The sequence below is a fragment of the Cohnella rhizosphaerae genome (genome assembly GCF_029525575.1).
In the GTDB taxonomy this organism is placed as follows: domain Bacteria; phylum Bacillota; class Bacilli; order Paenibacillales; family Paenibacillaceae; genus Cohnella; species Cohnella rhizosphaerae.
In genome coordinates, this window is record NZ_JAPDIA010000003.1 from 517,149 (window position 1) to 534,561 (window position 17,413).

Sequence of the window (17,413 nt, forward strand, 5' to 3'; positions counted from 1 at the left end):
CGCGCCGGTCAGCCCAGCCCGCGCACGTAAGTCTCGGGCGGCACGCCGACGACGGCTTTGAAGTCGCGGGTAAAATGCGCCTGATCGTAATACCCCAGCTCCATCGACAGCCCGGCCCAATCCTGCAGCTTTTCCTGCCGCATGCGCTCCGCGGCCTCCTGCAGCCGGAAGCGCTGCAGAATCCACTTCGGCGATACGCCGATATAACGCCCGAACAGCCGCTGCAGCGTGCGGACGCTCATGGCGTGCCGTTCGGCCATCGCCTCGACATGAAGCAGGCTGCGGTCCGACGCCGCATCCTGCACGATGCGTCCCGCCAGCGCGGCGGACGCGTCCCGCACCGGCGCGAGCTCCAGCAGCCATCGTTCCATGGCGGCGAGTCTTGTCTCGGCCGCGGGGACGGCCGTCAGCAGGTCGGCCAGCGTCTCCCCGGGCTCGCCGAACATCTCGCCGAGCGGGACCCTGCGTCCTGTCAGCCGTGCGGCGGACTGACGCCAGAAGGGGAAGAAGCCGCCGGGCCGGAACTTGACGCTGAAACACTCGCCGAATCCCGTCAGCGTACGGGTGAACGTTCCGCGCGGGACGCCGTTGTCCTTTTCCAGCGTGAGATTGATGCTCGGGTAGGACAGTACCTGCTGGCTGAAGGGGCCGTCGTCCCGCAGGTCCCAGGCAAGCGTCCAATAGTGCTCGACCCAATCCGCGAGTGCGGGCGACGGCGCATACAGCTTCAGATCGAACTTGCGCGCGGCCTCCTCCGGTTTGAGGATGGCCTTGTCCAAGGGACGCGAGATGGGCTTCATGGCAATCGACCTCCGGGTTTTGTCGCGTTTTTCCAATACAAATCGACGATGCTGCTTTACAATCGATACTAGCAGTCCCCGGCAAGCGCCGCAATTCTAATCGAGCCAGAAAAGAGGGAAACGGAATGGAAGATTTGAAGTACACGATCTATATCGGCGGCAAGCCGGAGCAGGTATGGGACGCCCTTGTCTCGCCGGAAGGCACGCGCGCGATCTTTTTCGGCAGCGTGCTCCAGTCGACATTCGAAGTCGGCGCGCCTTACGCGTACGTCGGACCGGGCAACGACGGCGACGAGACCGTGCACGTATACGGCACGGTGCTGGCATTCGAGCCCCATCGCTTGATGAGCTACACCGAGCACGCGGGACCGTCCTATCGGGAAAATCATGCCGAGCTCGAGACGCGCGTCACGATGACGCTCGAGCCGATGGGCGCAAGCACGAAGGTGACGCTCGTCAACGACCGGTGGCCGGAGGGGCACCCCTCGTACGAGAGTACGCAGCAGAGCTGGCCGATGATCCTGAGCAACATCAAATCCTACGTCGAGACGGGCAAGACGTTGGACCTGGGCTGGTAGGTATGCGGTCATTGTAATGACCATGATGCAGTCCGACCGGCCTCGGTGCCGATCGGGCTCTTTTTTTCGATGGCGAATTCGCGTCTTTTCAGTAAATTATAGTTAATGACTATTAACTTTATAAACTATATATATTTCATCAATAGTTCTGGCCGACTTATGATTAGAGCATCAAATCGATCGCCCGGTCCGCCGGGCCAGGAGACGACCGGATCATGCCATATTTCCATACGTTCGCGAACGTCAGCATCCCCATTTTGATCGCCTGCTGCTTGGGCTATCTGTATCAAAAGTACAAAACCCCCCGATTCGCGCCTGCTGGCCGATCTCAGCCTGTTCGTGCTCTCGCCGTGCCTCATCGTATCGGCGCTCGCGGGCAGCGATCTGAAGACCGGCACGCTCGGGACGGTCGCGATCTACACGCTCTTGCAGACGGCGCTCTGCTGGGCGGCTTCCGCCGCCGCGGGAAGGCTGCTGCGGATGAGCGAGCCATCGCGGCGCGCGATGGAGCTGACGACGATCTTTTCCAACTCCAACAATTACGGATTGCCGCTGCTGCTGCTTGCCTTCGGCACGCAAGGCTTCGCGATCGGCGTGACCAACGTCGTGACGCACGTCATTCTCGTGAATACGCTGGGCTTCTATCTGGCGGCGCGCGCGTCCTTTAGGCCGAGACAGGCGTTTCTTCAGATCGCGAAGACGCCGCTCGTCTATGCGTCCGCCGTCGGCATCGCGCTGTTCCTGTTCAAGGCGCGCCTGCCGGAGAGCCTGTCGTCGGGCCTCGAGCTGGTCGGCGGCGCCTACCCGGCCGTCGTGCTGCTGCTCCTCGGCATGCAGCTTCGCAAGACGGACTGGCGCCGCAGCCTGCGCCGGGAGATCTGGATCTCGCTCGGCCTGCGCATCGCGGTCGTGCCGCTGCTGTCGTATGCCGCGATCGCGATGCTCGGCCTGCACGGATTGACCGCCGCGGTGCTGTTCGTTCAGTCCTGCATGCCCGCGGCGATCAATTCGCTCGTGCTCATGGAGCGTTACGGCGGCGACAAGGATCTCGTCGCGATGAACGTCGCCTTTTCCACCGTTGCGAGCTTCCTGTACTTGCCGCTGCTGGTTCACTTGGCGGTATCGCTGTAACCGCCGTACTGGCGGCTTCGGTCTCGGTGGTTGACGACGCCGGGGGCGTCTTCGCCGGTCAGCCTGCGCCGACGGTTTTCGATCCCGGCGCGTCCTCGCCTGCGAACTTCTCCCCGTCGGGCTTCCGCCAGCGCAGCGCCCACTTCTCCATCTCCGCGAGCGTGGCCTGAAAGTCCAAGCCCTTATCCGTCAGACTGTATTCGACCGTCACGGGCACGGTCGGGTATACCTCCCGCCGCACGATTCCGCTCTGCTCCAGATGCCGGAGCGTGTCCGTAAGCGACTGCGTGCCGACGATCGCGACATCCCGCTGCAGCCGGTTGAACCGCTTCGGCCCTTTCTGCAGCTCCGCGATCACGACGAAGGACCATTTGGCCCCGAGCACTTGCAGAACCTCGCAGATCGGTTTATCCTCGTCCCTTGCTTGTTCGGCCATTGTATACGCCTCCCGCACATTAGCTTTATTTAAGTTAGTAAGTCCGTTAATTAGGATTATCCCCAAACGTTTTGCGTTCTTACTTTTATATAGTAACCCGCTTATACTGTCGCTACAAGGGCCGCGCGGCTCCCCGACAAACATAAGAGGTGGTTAAAATGAATCGCACGATCTTGTATATGCTTACGCTGGGCACTTTCTTGACCGGCTTCGCCGAATTGGCCGTCATCGGCATCCTGCCGACCATCTCCCAGGATGCCGGCATCAGCATTGCCCAAGCGGGTCAGCTTGTCACCGCCTTCTCTCTCGGCTTCGCCGTCGGCACGCCGATCTTCGTCTCGTTGACGCAGCGGATATCGCGGCGGCGGCTCCTTGCGGCCGCGCTGCTCGTATTCGCCGCCGGCAGCTTGCTCTCGTACTTCAGCGAAGGTTATGCGACGATGATCGGACTGCGCGCGTTGATCGGCGCTGGCGCTGGCGTCTATCTGACGACGGCGCTGGGCGCGCTCCCCAAGCTCATGCCGGCGGCGCAGCTCGGCCGTCCCATGAGCACCGTCATGATGGCGTTCAGCGCCGCCTCCGTGCTCGGCGCGCCGATCGGCATCGCGCTGGCGGACGGATGGTCCTGGCAGGCCATGTACCTGTTGCTCGGCGCGGGCGCGCTGCTCGTGATGCTGGGCGTCCTGCGGCTCATGCCCGAGGTGGAGGGCGACGCCCCCGTCGGCTTCGGCCGTCAGTTCGCCGTGCTGGGCCGTCCTGCCCTCGCGGCAGGGCTGCTGATGTCTCTCCTGTTCTCGTCGGGCATCGCCCTGCTGAACACGTATTTCGTGCCTTTCCTCCAGGACGTCCTCGGGCTAAAGGCGTCTTTTACAGGGTTGACCATGCTGCTGCTGGGCTTGGCCGGCACGCTGGCCACGCGCTTCGGCGGCGGCGCGGCCGACAGACTCGGTCCGCCTGCGGTCATCGTGCGGGGCCTGGCCGCGATGGCGCTGGCCCTGGCGCTGATGCCGCTCGCGGCATCCGTCTTTTCCTCCGCGGCAGGCGGCCTCTCGTCGGGCATCGCCGTCGCCGCGGCTTGGATGCTGGCCTACTCCGCGGCGATTCCGGCGATCCAGACGTACTTCGTCCGGATCGCGCCCGAATCGGCGAACATCGTGCTCGGACTCAACACGTCGCTGCTTCATCTTGGCGTCGCGATCGGATCTTTAACCGGCGGCCTGCTCGCCGACGCATCGTCCACGGTCCGCTATCATCCCTGGGCGGGACTCGCGTTCGCGCTGCTCTCGCTGTCGGCGGGCTTGGCCTCCTTCGCGAAGAGCGGCGTCCGAGATAACAGGCAGAACGCTGCTGCGGCTGCTTCAAAAAGCTGAGCCTTCGCATCCCGCGGCATGCAAAGAGGCCAGGCCGCGGTTTAAATTGCCGCAGCCTGGCCTCTCTTTTCATTTGTTACGCCCGCAGCGTCTTGAGCGCGCCGCTCCAAGCGACGACCTGGTTCAGCATGTTGTTCACGGACGCCTCTTGCTTGGGGCCGGGACGCAGGACGCTGAAGTTCTCGAAGTCATGGAAGAGCGACAGGGAGACCTGCGCCTGAACGTCCGCCATTCTCAGCTCGCCCGCGATCTGGCGGAGGTGCTCGACCGCCCGCGAGCCGCCCGCGCTGCCATAGCCGACGAAGCCGGCGGCTTTGTCGTTCCACTCGTGGTATAGATAGTCGATCGCGTTCTTCAGCGCGCCCGACGTCGAGTGATTGTACTCGGGGGTGACGAACACGAAGCCGTCGAAGCCCTTGATCCGCTCGGACCAGGCGAGCGTGTGCGCGTGCTTGTAGTTGCCCATGACGGGAGGGATCGGCTCGTCGTACAGGGGCAGGGCATAGTCGGCGATGTCCACGAGCTCGAACGATGCGTCGTTCCGTTTGACGGCGATCTCGTATACCCACTTGGCGACGTCCTCGGCTTTGCGCCCGGGACGCGTGCTTCCGATGATGATGGCGATCTTGGTCATGTATGATTCCTCCAGCCGAGATATGTAGGAGCCGTCTCCCCGTGTTCATGGTGGCTGAAACGATGCGTGTCCGCGGGAGGCGCTTGCCTTGCAAGTATCGTAGCCCAGACGGCCGGATTGATCAAGCGGGGAACAAGCGGAGGAGGGGTGGGGGACAAGCAGGGGACAAGCAGGTGCCGTGCCGGTGGCCCTACTTCCGCGGTGCCCGTTTGCCGTTAGTTTCGTTTGCGCCTTATCTTGGCCCCCGCAAGCAGCTTGAGCCCGGGGATAATGCCTTTTGCGCCTTATCTCGGCCTCCGCAGGCAGCTTGAGCCCACGGATAATGCCCTTTGCGCCTTATCTTGGCCCCCGCAAGCAGCTTGAGCCCGGGGATAATGCCTTTTGCGCCTTATCTCGGCCTCCGTAAGCAGCTTGAGTCCGGGGATAATGCCCTTTGCGCCTTATCTCGGCCTTCGCAGGCAGCTTGAGCCCACGGATAATGCCTTTTGCGCCTTATCTCGGCCTCCGTAAGCAGCTTGAGTCCGGGGATAATGCCCTTTGCGCCTTATCTCGGCTGCTCAAGCAGTTGAAGAATGCGGGGTCGCGCCAGTCCTAACAGCAGCCCAAGCGCATCGCGCCCGGACTGCCGTCGAGCATGCATTTATACGCCGGGCCTCGAATAGATTTTCCGCTTGTGGAAGGAGATCGAGCGGTACTTCCCCGCGAGTTTGCGCAGCCGTGCCGGCGACAGCGAGGAGAACGAAGTGTGCAGGCTTTTGTTCAAAGCGGACTTCATGACGATGCCGCGGGGATTGCGGCTGTGCAGGAAGTTGCCGTACGTCTCGAACTCGGAAAAGCCGAACTGCCGGGTCTTGTCGATGCTGCCGATAATCGCCTTGTACCAGCGTTTGCCGTGGCGCGCCTCGATTTTCCCCTTTAGCTGCCGGACCTTCGCCTTGTTGAACAGCATGTAGTGCGTAACGAAGGAACGGGGGGCCGTAGCCTTGGCGCCCAGCAGCTTGCGGTACGTGCGGAAGTACTCGCCCTGGCTCCAGCTTCGGCAGTAGAACACCGGCCGCCCGCCCGATATGAAGCGATGTGGCCGAATCAGCACCGTATCCGCGTCCGCCACGAGGTAGTGACCCGCCGCGCCGAGCTTGCTGCCCGCGAGCTTCAGCAGCTGCTGATAGAGCCAACCCGCGCGATTCCAGCGCTTCGTGCCGTAGCGGATATCCTTTTTGCCGATCGGCAGCACCGTACGCTCGTCGACGAACTTGCAGCCTTTTCTCCGGCACAGCGCACGGATTCGCTCGCTGTTCGGCGAGACGATCATGAAGCTGGCGATCGGATGTTTGACCTGCTTGCGGATGCCGTCGATCACGTGGGGCAGGGTGCCCAGATCCTTTTCGATGGCGGGGATCAGCACGTCGATTCGGGGACCCGTCTTTCCTGCGCCCGATGGGGTTGAAGCCATGTCGATCGCCACTCCTTTCCGCTCACGGAGGCCGTTTGCCGGCATTTTGTGTCCATGTGGTACAGCGTATGAAACTCGCGGCCATCGGCTTGGGCAGGCGACTGGAAAATCACTTTGCCAGCGTTGATAATAAGATAAGGAAGGTTGACAGGAAAGGGTGCGCGCCTGTGGACGACTTGCGAATCAAGACAAGCTCCGGATGGTTGGAGGGGCAAGCCGAGAACGGCGCGAGAACGTGGAAAGGGATTCCGTACGCCAGGCCGCCCGTCGGCGAGCGGCGATTCGCGGCGCCGGAGCGTCCGGCGGCTTGGGCGGGCGTCAGGCCGGCCGCAACGTTCGGTCCCCCGAGCCTGCAGCCCGGCGACCCTGGCGAGAAATACGGTCTGTCCGGAGATACGCCGCAGCCAGGCGAAGATTGTCTGTACTTAAATATATGGGCGCCGGCCAAGCGGACGAAAGGGGCGCTCCCCGTTATGGTCTGGATTCACGGCGGCGCGTTCGTCACCGGCACCGGCGCGGATCCGGTTTATGACGGCGCGGGATTGGCCCGTCAGGGCGTGATCGCGGTCACGATCAACTATCGGCTCGGTCCCTTCGGATTTTTGCATCTCGCGCCGCTCGGCGAGGGTTTCGTCTCCAACGCGGGGCTCCTCGACCAGATCGCCGCGCTGTCCTGGATTCGCGCCGAGATTGCCGCGTTCGGCGGAGATCCGGCGCAGGTCACCGTGTTCGGCGAGTCGGCCGGCGCGATGAGCATCGCCGCGCTGCTTGCGATGCCGGGCGCGAAGGGACTGTTCGCGCGGGCGATCCTGCAGAGCGGCGCCGCGCAGACGCTGCCGGCGGACCAGGCCGAGCAGGTCGCGGCAGGCATCCTGCTGCTGCTCGGCATCGAGAGGTCCGACGCGCATCTGCTGAAGACGCTCCCCCGCATCCGCCGTCATGCAGGCAGCCGAGGAGATGGGGCGCATGCTGGGCGGCGGGCCGGCTATGCTCTTCCAGCCTGTCGTCGAGGCGGCGACGCTGCCGGTCGAGCCGCTCGAGGCGGTTCGGGCAGGCGCGGCGGGCGGCGTCGCGCTGCTCGTCGGCACGAACAGGGATGAAGGCGAATACTTCATTCGTCCAGGGTCCGCGCCTATGCCGATGGAGGGCGCGATTCTCGGCGTCGAGCTCATGACGGACATTGCCGACGCGGCGACGCTCGTGCGTTCGTACCCCCATACGGCTCAGGGACAGGCGGACATTATGACGGATTTGTTTTTCTGGCGCGCCGCGGTTCGGCTCGCCCACGCGCAGGTCGGCCATGCGCCGGTCTGGATGTACCGCTTCGATTGGACTTCGTCCGCGCATCCGTCGCTCGCGCGGGCGGTGCATACGCGGGAGATCGCTTTTGTTTTCGGCAGCCTGCAGGTGCTGGAGAGGCAGCTCGGCGTGACGCTGGAGCAGGACGCCGCGCGCCTGTCCGGGGAGATGCAGGCCGCCTGGCTCGCCTTTGCGAAGGCGGGATCGCCGGATTCGGCGAAGCTGGCGTGGCCCGCCTATGGGGACCCGGAGCGGACGACGATGATCTTCGGCGAGGCCGGCGCGTCGGCGGCCGTAGCGGATCCGGCCGCGGCCAAGCGCGCGCTGCTCGGCCTGTAGCACGACGTGACCGGCATATATAGGATCGAGAAGAAGCGGCAAGGGCGCAAGGCAAGGGCATGATCGGGTTTAAAGAGCGTCAAATTCGAACATGAGGAGGGGATTGGCTGATGAAAAAGAATCGATTGGGCGGTTCGGAACTGTACGTCGGCGAGATCGGCCTCGGCTGTATGTCGCTGGGCACGGAGGAGACGAAGGCGGTCGCATTGGTCGGGGAGGCGCTCGATCGCGGCGTCACGTTGCTGGATACGGCGGATTTGTACGACGGCGGACGCAACGAGGAGCTGGTGGGCAAGGCGATCCGCGGCCGGCGCGAGCAGGTCGTGCTCGCCACCAAAGTAGGCAACCGGCGCGTGCCTGGCCGGGAGGGCTGGACTTGGGACGCCTCCAAGTCCTATATTCTGTCGGCGGTCCGGAATAGCCTGAAGCGGCTCGGCACCGACTATATCGACCTGTACCAGCTGCACGGCGGCACGCTGGACGACCCGATCGACGATACGATCGAGGCGTTCGAGCAACTGAAGCGCGAGGGCGTCATCCGGGCGTACGGCATCTCCTCGATCCGGCCGAACGTCATCCGCGCGTATGCCGCGCGTTCGGGCATCGCGAGCGTCATGAACCAATACAGCATCGTCGATCGACGGGCCGAAGAGACGGTGCTGCCGCTTCTGGCAGAAAAGGGGATCAGCGTCATCGCGCGCGGCCCCGTAGCGAGCGGGGCGCTGGCGGAAGGACGCGAGCCGGCGAAAGGCGTGCTCGACTACGAGCTGGACGAGCTGGTCGCGCTGCGCGGCGAGCTGCAGCGGCTGACGTCGCCGGCGCGCAGCCTCTCGCAGCTCGCGATCCGCTACTCGCTCGGGCATCCGGCCGTCGCCGCGGCGGTTCCGGGCGCCAGTAGCCGCGAGCAGCTGCTGCAAAACCTAGCGGCCGCCGAAGTGCCGCCCCTCTCGGCCGCCGAGCTCGAAGCGATCCGCGGCGCGAGCAAGGCGAACGTTTACGCGCTGCATCGCTGACGGGGGGCAGGACTTGTCTTTTCCGCGCACTCGCGCGGACCGGTCTAAAAGGTGTTGTAAGGGCACAGGCTCGCGGCACTGTCCAAAAGGAGCTGCAAGGGCAAAAAGTTACTCTACAGGCTCGCGGCACTGTCCAAATGGTGCTGTAAGGGCAAAAAGTTACTCTACAGCCTCGCGGCACTGTCCAAATGGTGCTGTAAAGGCAAAAAGTTGCTCTACAGGCTCGCGGACCGGTCTAAATGGTGCTGTAAAGGCAAAAAGTTACTCTACAGCCTCGCGGACCGGCCCAAAAGGTGCTGTAAGGGCAAAAAGTTACTCTACAGGCTCGCGGACCGGTCTAAATGGTGCTGTTAAGGCAAAAAGTTACTCTACAGGCTCGCGGACCGGTCCAAATGGTGCTGTAAAGGCAAAGTTACTCTACAGCCTCGCGGACCGGTCTAAGCATAGGCCTTCTCACTTCATGCCATTTCACTTCATGCCCTCTAGCTTCATGCCCTCTAGCTTCATGCCCTCTCGCCTCATGCCTTCCCGAACAACCTCCGGTACTCCGTCGGCGTGACGCCCTCATGCGCGCTGAAACGCTTGTTGAAGTAACTCGCGCTCGGATATCCCGCACTCTCCGCGATGCGCCCGACAGGGAGCGTCGGGTGCTCGAGCAGCCACTGCTTGGCGGCTTGCAGCCGACAGCGGGTGACGAAGTCCATGGGCGAGAAGCCCATCGCCTGCCGGAACAGCTTGCAAAAATAATGGCGGCTCACGCCCGCGCGCGACGCCCAATCCTCAAGCATGAACGGCGCGCAAGCTTCCCGCTGCATATCGGGCAGCAGGTCCAGAATGCGGCGGTCGGTTCCCGCAGACTTGACGCCGGAGACGGGAACGGCCTGCTGCACGAACGCCGAAAACAACGCATAGGTCAGCATCGACAGGCGTACGGGACGCAGCAGCTGATGCGTCTCCGCCTCCTCCAGCAGCTCCAGATGCGCGGCTTCCCAAGCCTCCCGCTGACGGATGGACCAGACCGCGGACTGATGGAAGCCGAGACGCACCAGGTAGTCGCGCAGTTCTTCTCCGTAAAAGTGAACCCACCGCACGTCCCACGGCTCGTCCTCGCTGCTATAGTAGCGCTGTCGCTGCAGCGGAAAATACAGGACGGCATCCCCCCGCCCGCAGCTCGTGCACGCCGGTTTCGGTTTCCGCGTAGCCTTTGCCCGCCGCGACATAATGGATGTTGAAGTTGTTGAGCACGCCGGCCTCCCGCAGGACCTCATGGTCAGGAAAATCGCGGTAGACGCCCACCGATTCGGGCATGACGAGATATGGGCTTCCGGCCAGCGTCAGCAGATGCGCTTGTCTTTTCAAAGCCTGCCTCCAGTATGGCAATATTGTATTAATCGTGATCAATAAGATGTCATTTTCATTTTAAATCGTTGTTATTATACTGACAATATCATATCAATCCAGCGCAAGCGAGGAGGCGGAGATTTAATGGAACGCAAGTTGAGATGGGGCATTCTCGGATGCGCGGGCATCGCGGTTCGGGCGGTTATACCGGGTCTTCAGCAGTCGGAGCGAAACGTCGTCGCGGCCATCGCGAGCCGGGATGCGGACAAGGCGAAGGAGACGGCGGAGCGGCTCGGCATCGAGCGCGCCTACGGCAGCTACGAGGCGCTGCTCGCGGACGATACGATCGACGCGGTCTACGTGCCGCTGCCGAACCATCTGCATCTGCCATGGACGATTCGCGCCGCAGAAGCGGGCAAGCATGTTCTTTGCGAAAAACCGATCGCGCTCGATGCGGCGGAGGCGGCGCGCATGGTCGAAGTTTGCAGGGACAAGGGCGTGCATCTGGCCGAGGCGTTCATGTACCGCCATCATCCGCGCTACCGCATGATCCGGCAAATGGTCGAATCCGGCGAGATCGGCGAGGTGCGGGGCATTCACGGCGCGTTTACGTTCAACAACGCCGCCAATCATACGAACATCCGCTACCGGCGCGACTGGGGAGGCGGCTCGGTGTACGACGTCGGCTGCTATCCGATCAGCGCGGCGCGGCTCGTTCTGGGGCAGGAGCCGGAGGCGGCGACGGCGCACGCGTTTTTCTCGCCCGAGCACGACGGCGTCGATATGATGGCGTCCGGGCTGGTGGAGTTCGCGGGCGGCGTGGCGCTGACCTTCGACTGCGGCATGTGGGCATACTCGCGCAATACGCTCGAGGTGCTGGGCACCCAGGCGAGCATCGAGGTGCCTTCGGCTTTCGTCGCCGGGCCGGACGGCGGGTACAACTTCTTCGTCGTCTCCAAGGACGGCAGACGAGAGATCGAAGTGCCGCGCGGCAATCAATATGCGCTGCAAGGCGACGAATTTGCCGCGACGGTACTGGACGGCGAGACGCCGGCGTTCGGACCCGAGGACGCGGTGCGCAATATGAAGGTCATCGACGCGGTGCTGCGATCGGCTTCGGAGCGCGCGCGCATCGTCATTTAACCAAGGGAGGCTGCACGCATGGATTACATCGACATTCCGGGATCGCGCTTGCCCGTATCCCGCCTGATCAAGGGAACCGACTACTTTTACCACGACTCGTACGAGTTGGCGGCGACCAACATGGACGCCTTTCTCGCGCTCGGCGGCAACGCCGTGGACAGCGCGCACATCTACTGCGGCGGGCAGAGCGAAGAGGTGCTGGGCCGTTATATGGAAGAACGCGGCAACCGGGACAAGATCGTCATCTTGACCAAGGGGGCGCACCATGACCAGAACGGACCGCGCGTGAACAAGCAGGCGATCGCGGACGATCTTCAAGTCAGCCTCGAACGGCTGCGGACGGATCACATCGAGCTGTACGCGCTCCATCGCGACGACCCCGACGTCCATGTCGGCGTCATCGTCGAAGCGCTGAACGCGCACATCGAATCCGGCGCGATCGGGGCGATCGGCGGCTCCAACTGGACGTGGCAGCGGCTGCAGGCGGCCAACGAGTACGCAGCGGCGCACGGACTCGTCGGATTTACGTTCAGCAGCCCGAACCTCAGTCTCGCGAAGGCCAAGGAGCCTTACTGGAAGGACGCGGTCTCCGCGGACCAGGCGACGATCGACTGGCACGAGAAGCACCAGCTCCCGCTGCTCTCCTGGTCGTCGCAGGCGCGCGGCTTTTTCACGGGGCGCTTCTCCCCGGATGACCGCAGCGACGCCGATCTGGTGCGCGTATTCTACAACGACGCCAACTGGGAGCGTCTTGCGCGCGCCGAACGGCTCGCCGCGGACAAAGGCCTCACCGCCATCCAGATCGCGCTCGCCTATGTGCTGAACCAGCCGTTCCCCGCCTGCGCGCTCATCGGCGCCCGCAACGCGGAGGAGCTCCGCTCCTGCGACGAGGCGATGCGGCTTGCGCTTTCGAAAGCTGAGATGGACTGGCTGGACTTGAAGCGGGAGACGATCTGAGCATCCGGAGTGCCGCGAGCGAACATTAATAATCGTACGGGATGATGCGGGCATATGCCCGTTCATCCCTTTTTTTCGTGAAGACGCCCATCCTCCTTTGATGCGCGGACGCTTGACTATCGTCGTTTACGATTGTAATCTTAATTATCATTTACATATGTAAACGAAAGAGGAGGGACGTCATGAGTGAAGACGTACGCATTAGCGAGGCGGAAGGGACGGTCATGAAGCTGTTGTGGGAGCGGGAGCCGCTGTCGGCGGGCGAAATTATCGATCGGCTCCGGCTGCAGACGGACTGGTCGGACCAGACGATCAAGACTTTTCTGAACCGTCTGCTCAAAAAAAAACGCGATTCGCTTCGAAAAGGCGGGCCGCAACTACCTGTACTACCCCTTGATCTCGCGCGACCAGTATCTGAAGGCCGAGAACCGGTCGTTCCTGAACCGGGTATACGACGGAGCCGTCGGCCTGATGTGCGCCAAGTTCCTGGAGGAAGAGCCGTTGTCCGACCGCGACATCGAGCAACTCCGGCAACTGCTGGACAAACGGAAGAACGAGGGCTGAAGCCATGAGGACGCTGGAAACGATCTTTATTCTGATGCTGCAAGCGTCGCTGACGTCGGCGGCGCTCATCGCGCTTGCGCTGCTGGTCCGGAGATGGACGGGCGTACGCCTGCAGCCCCGCCTCATGTCGCTTGTATGGCTGCTCGTGCTGGCCAAACTGCTGATCCCGGCCGTGCCCGCCAGTCCGCTCAACCTGTATCAGCTAATTCCCGGCCTGCCGCAGCAAGCGCAGGTCGTTCGGCCGGCTTCCGCTCACGCGACGGGCACGCCCCCTCCCGCGGCTGCGCAGGTCGCTCCGGCCGCAGGAGAAGCGGCGTCCGCGGTTGCGGCGGCCGCCAATGCCGCCCAAGCCGCGACCGGCGTACAAGCTGCCGCCGGTGCCGCTGCCGGCGTGCCCGCACGGGCGCCGCACACCGCCGCCGGCCTATGGCTGAAGGCCGGCTCCCTCGTCTGGCTCGCCGGCGCCTTGGCGCTCGCCCTGGCCGGCGTCGTCGCCGCGCTGCGCTATCGCCGGCATCTGCAGGCATCCGTCCCGGCGGATGAGCCGGGCCTCGTCTCGGCGCTGGCGGCCTGCCGGAAGCGGCTCGGCATTCGCCGTCCGATCGCCGTCTACGCGCACGACGCCATCTCCGGACCTTGCTTGTACGGCTTGGTCAAGCCCGCGATCTACCTGCCCGCCGGCATGACGGCCGATCCGGACGAACGCCGGCTCACGCATATTCTGTGCCACGAGCTGGTCCACGCCAAACGCGGGGACTTGTGGCTGGGCGCCCTATGGGGATTCGCGGCCGCGGTCAACTGGTTTAACCCCCTCGTATGGCTGGCGATCCGGCGGATGAAGGCGGACCGGGAGCTCGCCTGCGACGCCGGCGTGCTGGAGGCGCTCGGCGAACGCGAGTCCGCCGCGTACGGTCTGACGCTGCTTCAGCTGGCCGCCCGGCCGGCAGGGAAGACGGCGCCCGGCGTTTCTTCTCGCTCTACCCTAAGAAGAGCGGGGGAGCTGAGGCGAAGGATCGCGCTGATCGCCGGGTTCCGCGCCGGGTCGCGCCGCCTGCCGTTCGTCGCGATCGCGGCGCTCGTCGGGGCAGGCGCGGTGCTGCTCGCGATGGCGTCCCCGCCGGTCCTCGCCCCCGCGACGGCGGAGGAGCGGCAAACGGCCGGCGGCGGATCGCTCGGCATCGTGCGGCTGATGGACCATTACAAATGGTTTAACAGCCTGGAGCGGGCCCGCGCTTACGTGTCCTTCGACTTCAAGGTGCCGGACGATATACCGGCGGGGTACGAGCTGGAGAGTGTCGAGGTCCGCCAGGGTACTTCCGCCAAGCCTGGAGACGCCGTAACGCTGTCGTTCCACGCCGGCTACGGCACGGACGATGTCAGGCGCTTCACGGTCAAGGCTTCCGCCCGGGATCTGCGCGCCGAGTACAAGCGGCAGCCGGGAGCGGAGATGCGGACCTTGGCGCCCGCGACCTGGGGGGGCGGCTGCGCCCATCTCCTACACGCAGGAGCCGGCCGCGTTCGCCGGCATACAGGGTACGCTCGCGACGCAGCTCCAGGCGTATGCCTGGCATCTGCCGGAGCGCGCCAAGAGCTTTATCTGGCAGGAAGGGGATATTTGGTATGCGCTCGATTACTGGAGCGAGAACCATTCGAGGGAGGAAGGCCTGCCGCAGCATGGGCGGAACCTGACCGACGCGCAGCGCGACCGGCTGCTCCGGTCCTTCGTACTGCCGGAGCAGCTCCGGCAAGCGGACTACAGCGGCGCGGGCAACTCGTTTCCCCTTTACGACGAGGAGGATCTTGCGGAGGCCGAGCGAATCCTCGGGTTCGACGTCAAGCTGACGCGCTCGCTGCTGGACGATCGCCTGCAGTTGAACGACGCGCTGTTGCTCAGACCGGACGACCGCAATACGGCCTTCTACTTCCGCCCGCCCGGCGACGCGCTGGAGAGCACGTACCGGGCGCCCTACGACGCGCCGATCGGCGATCTGAACGATTACGCGATGCTGTATCAGAGCCGCACGCCCCTCGTCGATATCGCGAAGCTGCCGTCGGCGAGCCGCATTAACATGGGAAGCACCGAAGTGACCGTCGTGCGGGACTCGCTTCGCTCGTTCGACCCTTACGGCCGCGGGACGGGACAGACGGACGAACGCAGCCATACCTACTATGTTTGGAGCGGGGGGCGGCCTTCACTATATGGCTTTTGTCCGAGGGTTGGACGACGTACAGACGGACCTCGTGCAGGCGATGATCGCCGCGAAACGGCAATTGACGGGCGCCGGCTCGGCGCTAATTCAGCGCTAATTCGGCGCTTTACGCAGGCACGCGACGAGGGCCGCGTGCATTTCCCGGCAACCGCTTCCGCACTTTGCGCGTATGTACTCCTATACACAACATGGGAGGGGATTGCGCACATGGAAGTTTTTCAAGGCGGCAAGACGCAGAATACGTACCAGATGCCGCAGCTGCCCAAGCGAACGTGGCGGCTGATCTTTCTCGGCATCGTCGCGGTCATCGTCGTCTGGATCGGCTCGACGACGTTCTACACGGTGCAGGAGCAGGAGCAAGCGGCGATTCTCACGTTCGGCAAGTATACGGCGACGCAGGAGAAGTCGGGCCTGCACTTCAAGCTGCCGTCGCCGATCCAGCGGGTCGTCAAGGTGCCGGCCAACCTGACGCAGAAGCTGCACATCGGCTACCGCGAGGACAGCGGCGGCAAGGTGACGCCGGTCGAATCCGAGGCGCTCATGATCACGGGCGACGAGAACATCGTCTCCGCCGACGCGGTCATCGAGTGGAAAATAGCCAACATTCGCGATTACTTGTACAATATCGACGATCCGGAGCAGTTCCTGCGGAACTCCGCCAGCGCGGCGATCCGTTCGGTCATCGGCTCGACCAAGCTGGATTACGCGATTACCGAGGGAAAGACGGTCATCCAGGCGGACGTCAAGAAAAAACTGATTGAGATTCAGGAAAAGTACGGCACGGGCATCCAGATCGACGACCTGAAGTTCCAGGACATCGAGCCGCCCGAGGGCCAGGTGCAGACGGCGTTCAAGGAAGTCACCAATGCGCGCGAGGAGAAGAACACGAAGATCAACCAGGCGCAGAAGTACGTGAACGACCGGCTCCCCAAGGCGCGGGGCGAGGCGCAGGCGCTTATCGAGCAGGCAGAGGCGCAGAAGAAGTCGCGGATTCTGAACGCGCAGGGCGACGTGGCGCAATTTAATGCCGTTTACAATGAATACGCTAAAAATCCGGAAGTCACCGCCGACCGTCTCGTGCTCGAGACGCTTGAGCAGATTCTGCCGAACGCCAAGGTCATCGTGACCGACGGCAGCGGGGACACGGTGAACTACCTGCCGCTCGACAGCTTCCTCAAAAACAGCGGCGCCAAGTCGACGACTTCGAGCGGCACGGGCGGTACGACGACGCAGCCTGAACGCAGGCCAGGGAGGTGCCGGACAATGAACACCCGCAAATGGATTCTGACCGGCGTCGGCGCGCTGCTGCTCGTCATTCTCCTCTCCGGCTCCATGTTCGTCGTCGGCGAGGGACAGTACAAGGTCGTGCTCAAGTTCGGCGAGGCGACGCGCATTCACCAGTCTCCCGGCATTCATTTTAAAATTCCGTTCATCGAGTCCGTGCGCACGCTTCCGAAGTATCAGCGCATCTACGATAGCCAGCCGACGACGATTCTGACCAAGGACAAGAAGCCGATCATCGTCGACAATTACTCGGTATGGCGCATCTCCGACCCGCATCGCTTCCTGCGTTCGCTGCAGACCGTATCGGCGGCCGAGGGACGCATCGGCGACGCCGTCTACAACGCGGTGCGGCGCAAGCTGTCCGAGATCGAATACGGCAGCATCATCAGCGAGACGACGGCGCGGGGCGACATCAACGACGAGATCACCCAGATGGTCAAGGACGTCGCGGCGAATCAGAACTACGGCATCGACATCATCGACGTGCGCATCAAGAAGACGGATCTGCCGGAGGAGAACAAGCAGAGCGTCTACAACCGCATGATCTCGGATCGCCAGTCGATCGCGGCCGGCTACCTGTCCGAGGGCGACGAGCAGTCGCGCAAGGTGACTTCCAACGCGGACCGTCAGGCGCAGGAGCTCATCGCGCAGGCCGAGGCGGACGCCAAGAAGATCGTGGCCGAGGGCGAGAAGGAAGCGGCGCGCATCTATAACGAGGCTTACGGCAAGGATCCGAAGTTTTACAAGCTGTATCGGACGCTGCAGAGCTACACGACCACGTTCAAGGGCGAGCCGGTCATCATGCTGCCCGCGGATTCGCCGTATACGCGGATTCTGCTGGGCGAGCGTTAAGCGTTGCGG

Annotated in this window: 16 protein-coding genes and 2 pseudogenes; 12 read left to right on the top strand and 6 right to left on the bottom strand. The window is 63.4% G+C overall.

Annotation, left to right across the window (positions count from 1 at the left end):
* Positions 1-8: 8 nt before the first annotated feature.
* Positions 9-800: a helix-turn-helix domain-containing protein gene (locus OMP40_RS07970; protein WP_277530554.1), complete on the bottom strand. Its 792-nt coding sequence runs from the start codon at positions 798-800 to the stop codon at positions 9-11.
* Positions 801-925: 125 nt separating this feature from the next.
* Here OMP40_RS07970 and OMP40_RS07975 point away from each other — a divergent pair, with 125 nt between their 5' ends.
* Both OMP40_RS07975 and OMP40_RS07980 read left to right on the top strand, forming a co-directional pair.
* A complete protein-coding gene (locus tag OMP40_RS07975; protein WP_277530555.1) occupies positions 926-1,378 on the top strand; it encodes an SRPBCC family protein in 453 nt (150 codons plus the stop codon).
* Positions 1,379-1,717: 339 nt separating this feature from the next.
* Positions 1,718-2,509 carry an AEC family transporter gene (locus tag OMP40_RS07980; RefSeq protein ID WP_277530556.1) on the top strand — a complete coding sequence of 264 codons (792 nt, stop codon included), beginning with the start codon at positions 1,718-1,720 and terminating at the stop codon, positions 2,507-2,509.
* Between the two features lie 58 nt (positions 2,510-2,567).
* Here the strand turns inward: OMP40_RS07980 and OMP40_RS07985 are convergent, their stop codons facing one another.
* Positions 2,568-2,945: a winged helix-turn-helix transcriptional regulator gene (locus OMP40_RS07985; RefSeq protein ID WP_277530557.1), complete on the bottom strand. Its 378-nt coding sequence runs from the start codon at positions 2,943-2,945 to the stop codon at positions 2,568-2,570.
* A gap of 158 nt (positions 2,946-3,103) precedes the next feature.
* Here OMP40_RS07985 and OMP40_RS07990 point away from each other — a divergent pair, with 158 nt between their 5' ends.
* The gene (locus OMP40_RS07990; protein WP_277530559.1) at positions 3,104-4,315 is read left to right on the top strand and encodes an MFS transporter; all 1,212 of its coding nucleotides are present in this window, start codon (positions 3,104-3,106) and stop codon (positions 4,313-4,315) included.
* A 76-nt stretch (positions 4,316-4,391) separates the two neighbouring features.
* On the opposite strand, the gene OMP40_RS07995 is transcribed toward OMP40_RS07990, so the two are convergent.
* Positions 4,392-4,949, bottom strand: a complete 558-nt coding sequence (locus tag OMP40_RS07995; RefSeq protein WP_277530561.1) for an NADPH-dependent FMN reductase — start codon at positions 4,947-4,949, stop codon at positions 4,392-4,394.
* A gap of 640 nt (positions 4,950-5,589) precedes the next feature.
* Positions 5,590-6,402 carry a DUF6492 family protein gene (locus OMP40_RS08000; protein ID WP_277530562.1) on the bottom strand — a complete coding sequence of 271 codons (813 nt, stop codon included), beginning with the start codon at positions 6,400-6,402 and terminating at the stop codon, positions 5,590-5,592.
* Positions 6,403-6,470: 68 nt separating this feature from the next.
* Here OMP40_RS08000 and OMP40_RS39835 point away from each other — a divergent pair.
* The 3 genes and pseudogenes from OMP40_RS39835 to OMP40_RS08015 form a co-directional block, all read left to right on the top strand.
* Positions 6,471-7,175, top strand: a pseudogene (locus OMP40_RS39835) (carboxylesterase family protein); the annotation flags it as partial.
* A gap of 193 nt (positions 7,176-7,368) precedes the next feature.
* On the top strand, positions 7,369-8,040 hold the full coding sequence (locus OMP40_RS08010; protein ID WP_338131058.1) for a carboxylesterase family protein: 672 nt from the start codon (positions 7,369-7,371) through the stop codon (positions 8,038-8,040).
* 110 nt (positions 8,041-8,150) lie between these two features.
* Positions 8,151-9,053 (top strand): aldo/keto reductase, encoded by a 903-nt coding sequence (locus OMP40_RS08015; protein ID WP_277530567.1) that lies wholly within the window; start codon positions 8,151-8,153, stop codon positions 9,051-9,053.
* A gap of 518 nt (positions 9,054-9,571) precedes the next feature.
* Here OMP40_RS08015 and OMP40_RS08020 read toward each other — a convergent pair.
* Both OMP40_RS08020 and OMP40_RS39840 read right to left on the bottom strand, forming a co-directional pair.
* Positions 9,572-10,273 carry a helix-turn-helix transcriptional regulator gene (locus OMP40_RS08020; protein ID WP_338131059.1) on the bottom strand — a complete coding sequence of 234 codons (702 nt, stop codon included), beginning with the start codon at positions 10,271-10,273 and terminating at the stop codon, positions 9,572-9,574.
* Positions 10,167-10,412, bottom strand: a complete 246-nt coding sequence (locus OMP40_RS39840; RefSeq protein ID WP_338131060.1) for a hypothetical protein — start codon at positions 10,410-10,412, stop codon at positions 10,167-10,169. The genes OMP40_RS08020 and OMP40_RS39840 overlap by 107 nt, the downstream gene beginning before the upstream one ends.
* Positions 10,413-10,538: 126 nt before the next feature.
* Between OMP40_RS39840 and OMP40_RS08025 the strand changes: the two genes are divergently transcribed.
* From OMP40_RS08025 to hflK, 6 genes and pseudogenes are all read left to right on the top strand, one after another.
* Positions 10,539-11,537: a Gfo/Idh/MocA family protein gene (locus OMP40_RS08025; RefSeq protein WP_277530568.1), complete on the top strand. Its 999-nt coding sequence runs from the start codon at positions 10,539-10,541 to the stop codon at positions 11,535-11,537.
* A gap of 18 nt (positions 11,538-11,555) precedes the next feature.
* Positions 11,556-12,494, top strand: a complete 939-nt coding sequence (locus OMP40_RS08030; protein WP_277530570.1) for an aldo/keto reductase — start codon at positions 11,556-11,558, stop codon at positions 12,492-12,494.
* 224 nt (positions 12,495-12,718) lie between these two features.
* A pseudogene (locus OMP40_RS08035) lies at positions 12,719-12,772 on the top strand (hypothetical protein); the annotation flags it as partial.
* Between the two features lie 115 nt (positions 12,773-12,887).
* Positions 12,888-13,058 carry a BlaI/MecI/CopY family transcriptional regulator gene (locus OMP40_RS08040; RefSeq protein WP_277530572.1) on the top strand — a complete coding sequence of 57 codons (171 nt, stop codon included), beginning with the start codon at positions 12,888-12,890 and terminating at the stop codon, positions 13,056-13,058.
* Between the two features lie 4 nt (positions 13,059-13,062).
* On the top strand, positions 13,063-15,126 hold the full coding sequence (locus OMP40_RS08045; protein WP_277530573.1) for a M56 family metallopeptidase: 2,064 nt from the start codon (positions 13,063-13,065) through the stop codon (positions 15,124-15,126).
* A 391-nt stretch (positions 15,127-15,517) separates the two neighbouring features.
* Positions 15,518-17,404, top strand: a complete 1,887-nt coding sequence (gene hflK / locus OMP40_RS08050) for an FtsH protease activity modulator HflK (protein WP_277533042.1) — start codon at positions 15,518-15,520, stop codon at positions 17,402-17,404.
* Positions 17,405-17,413: the final 9 nt, after the last annotated feature.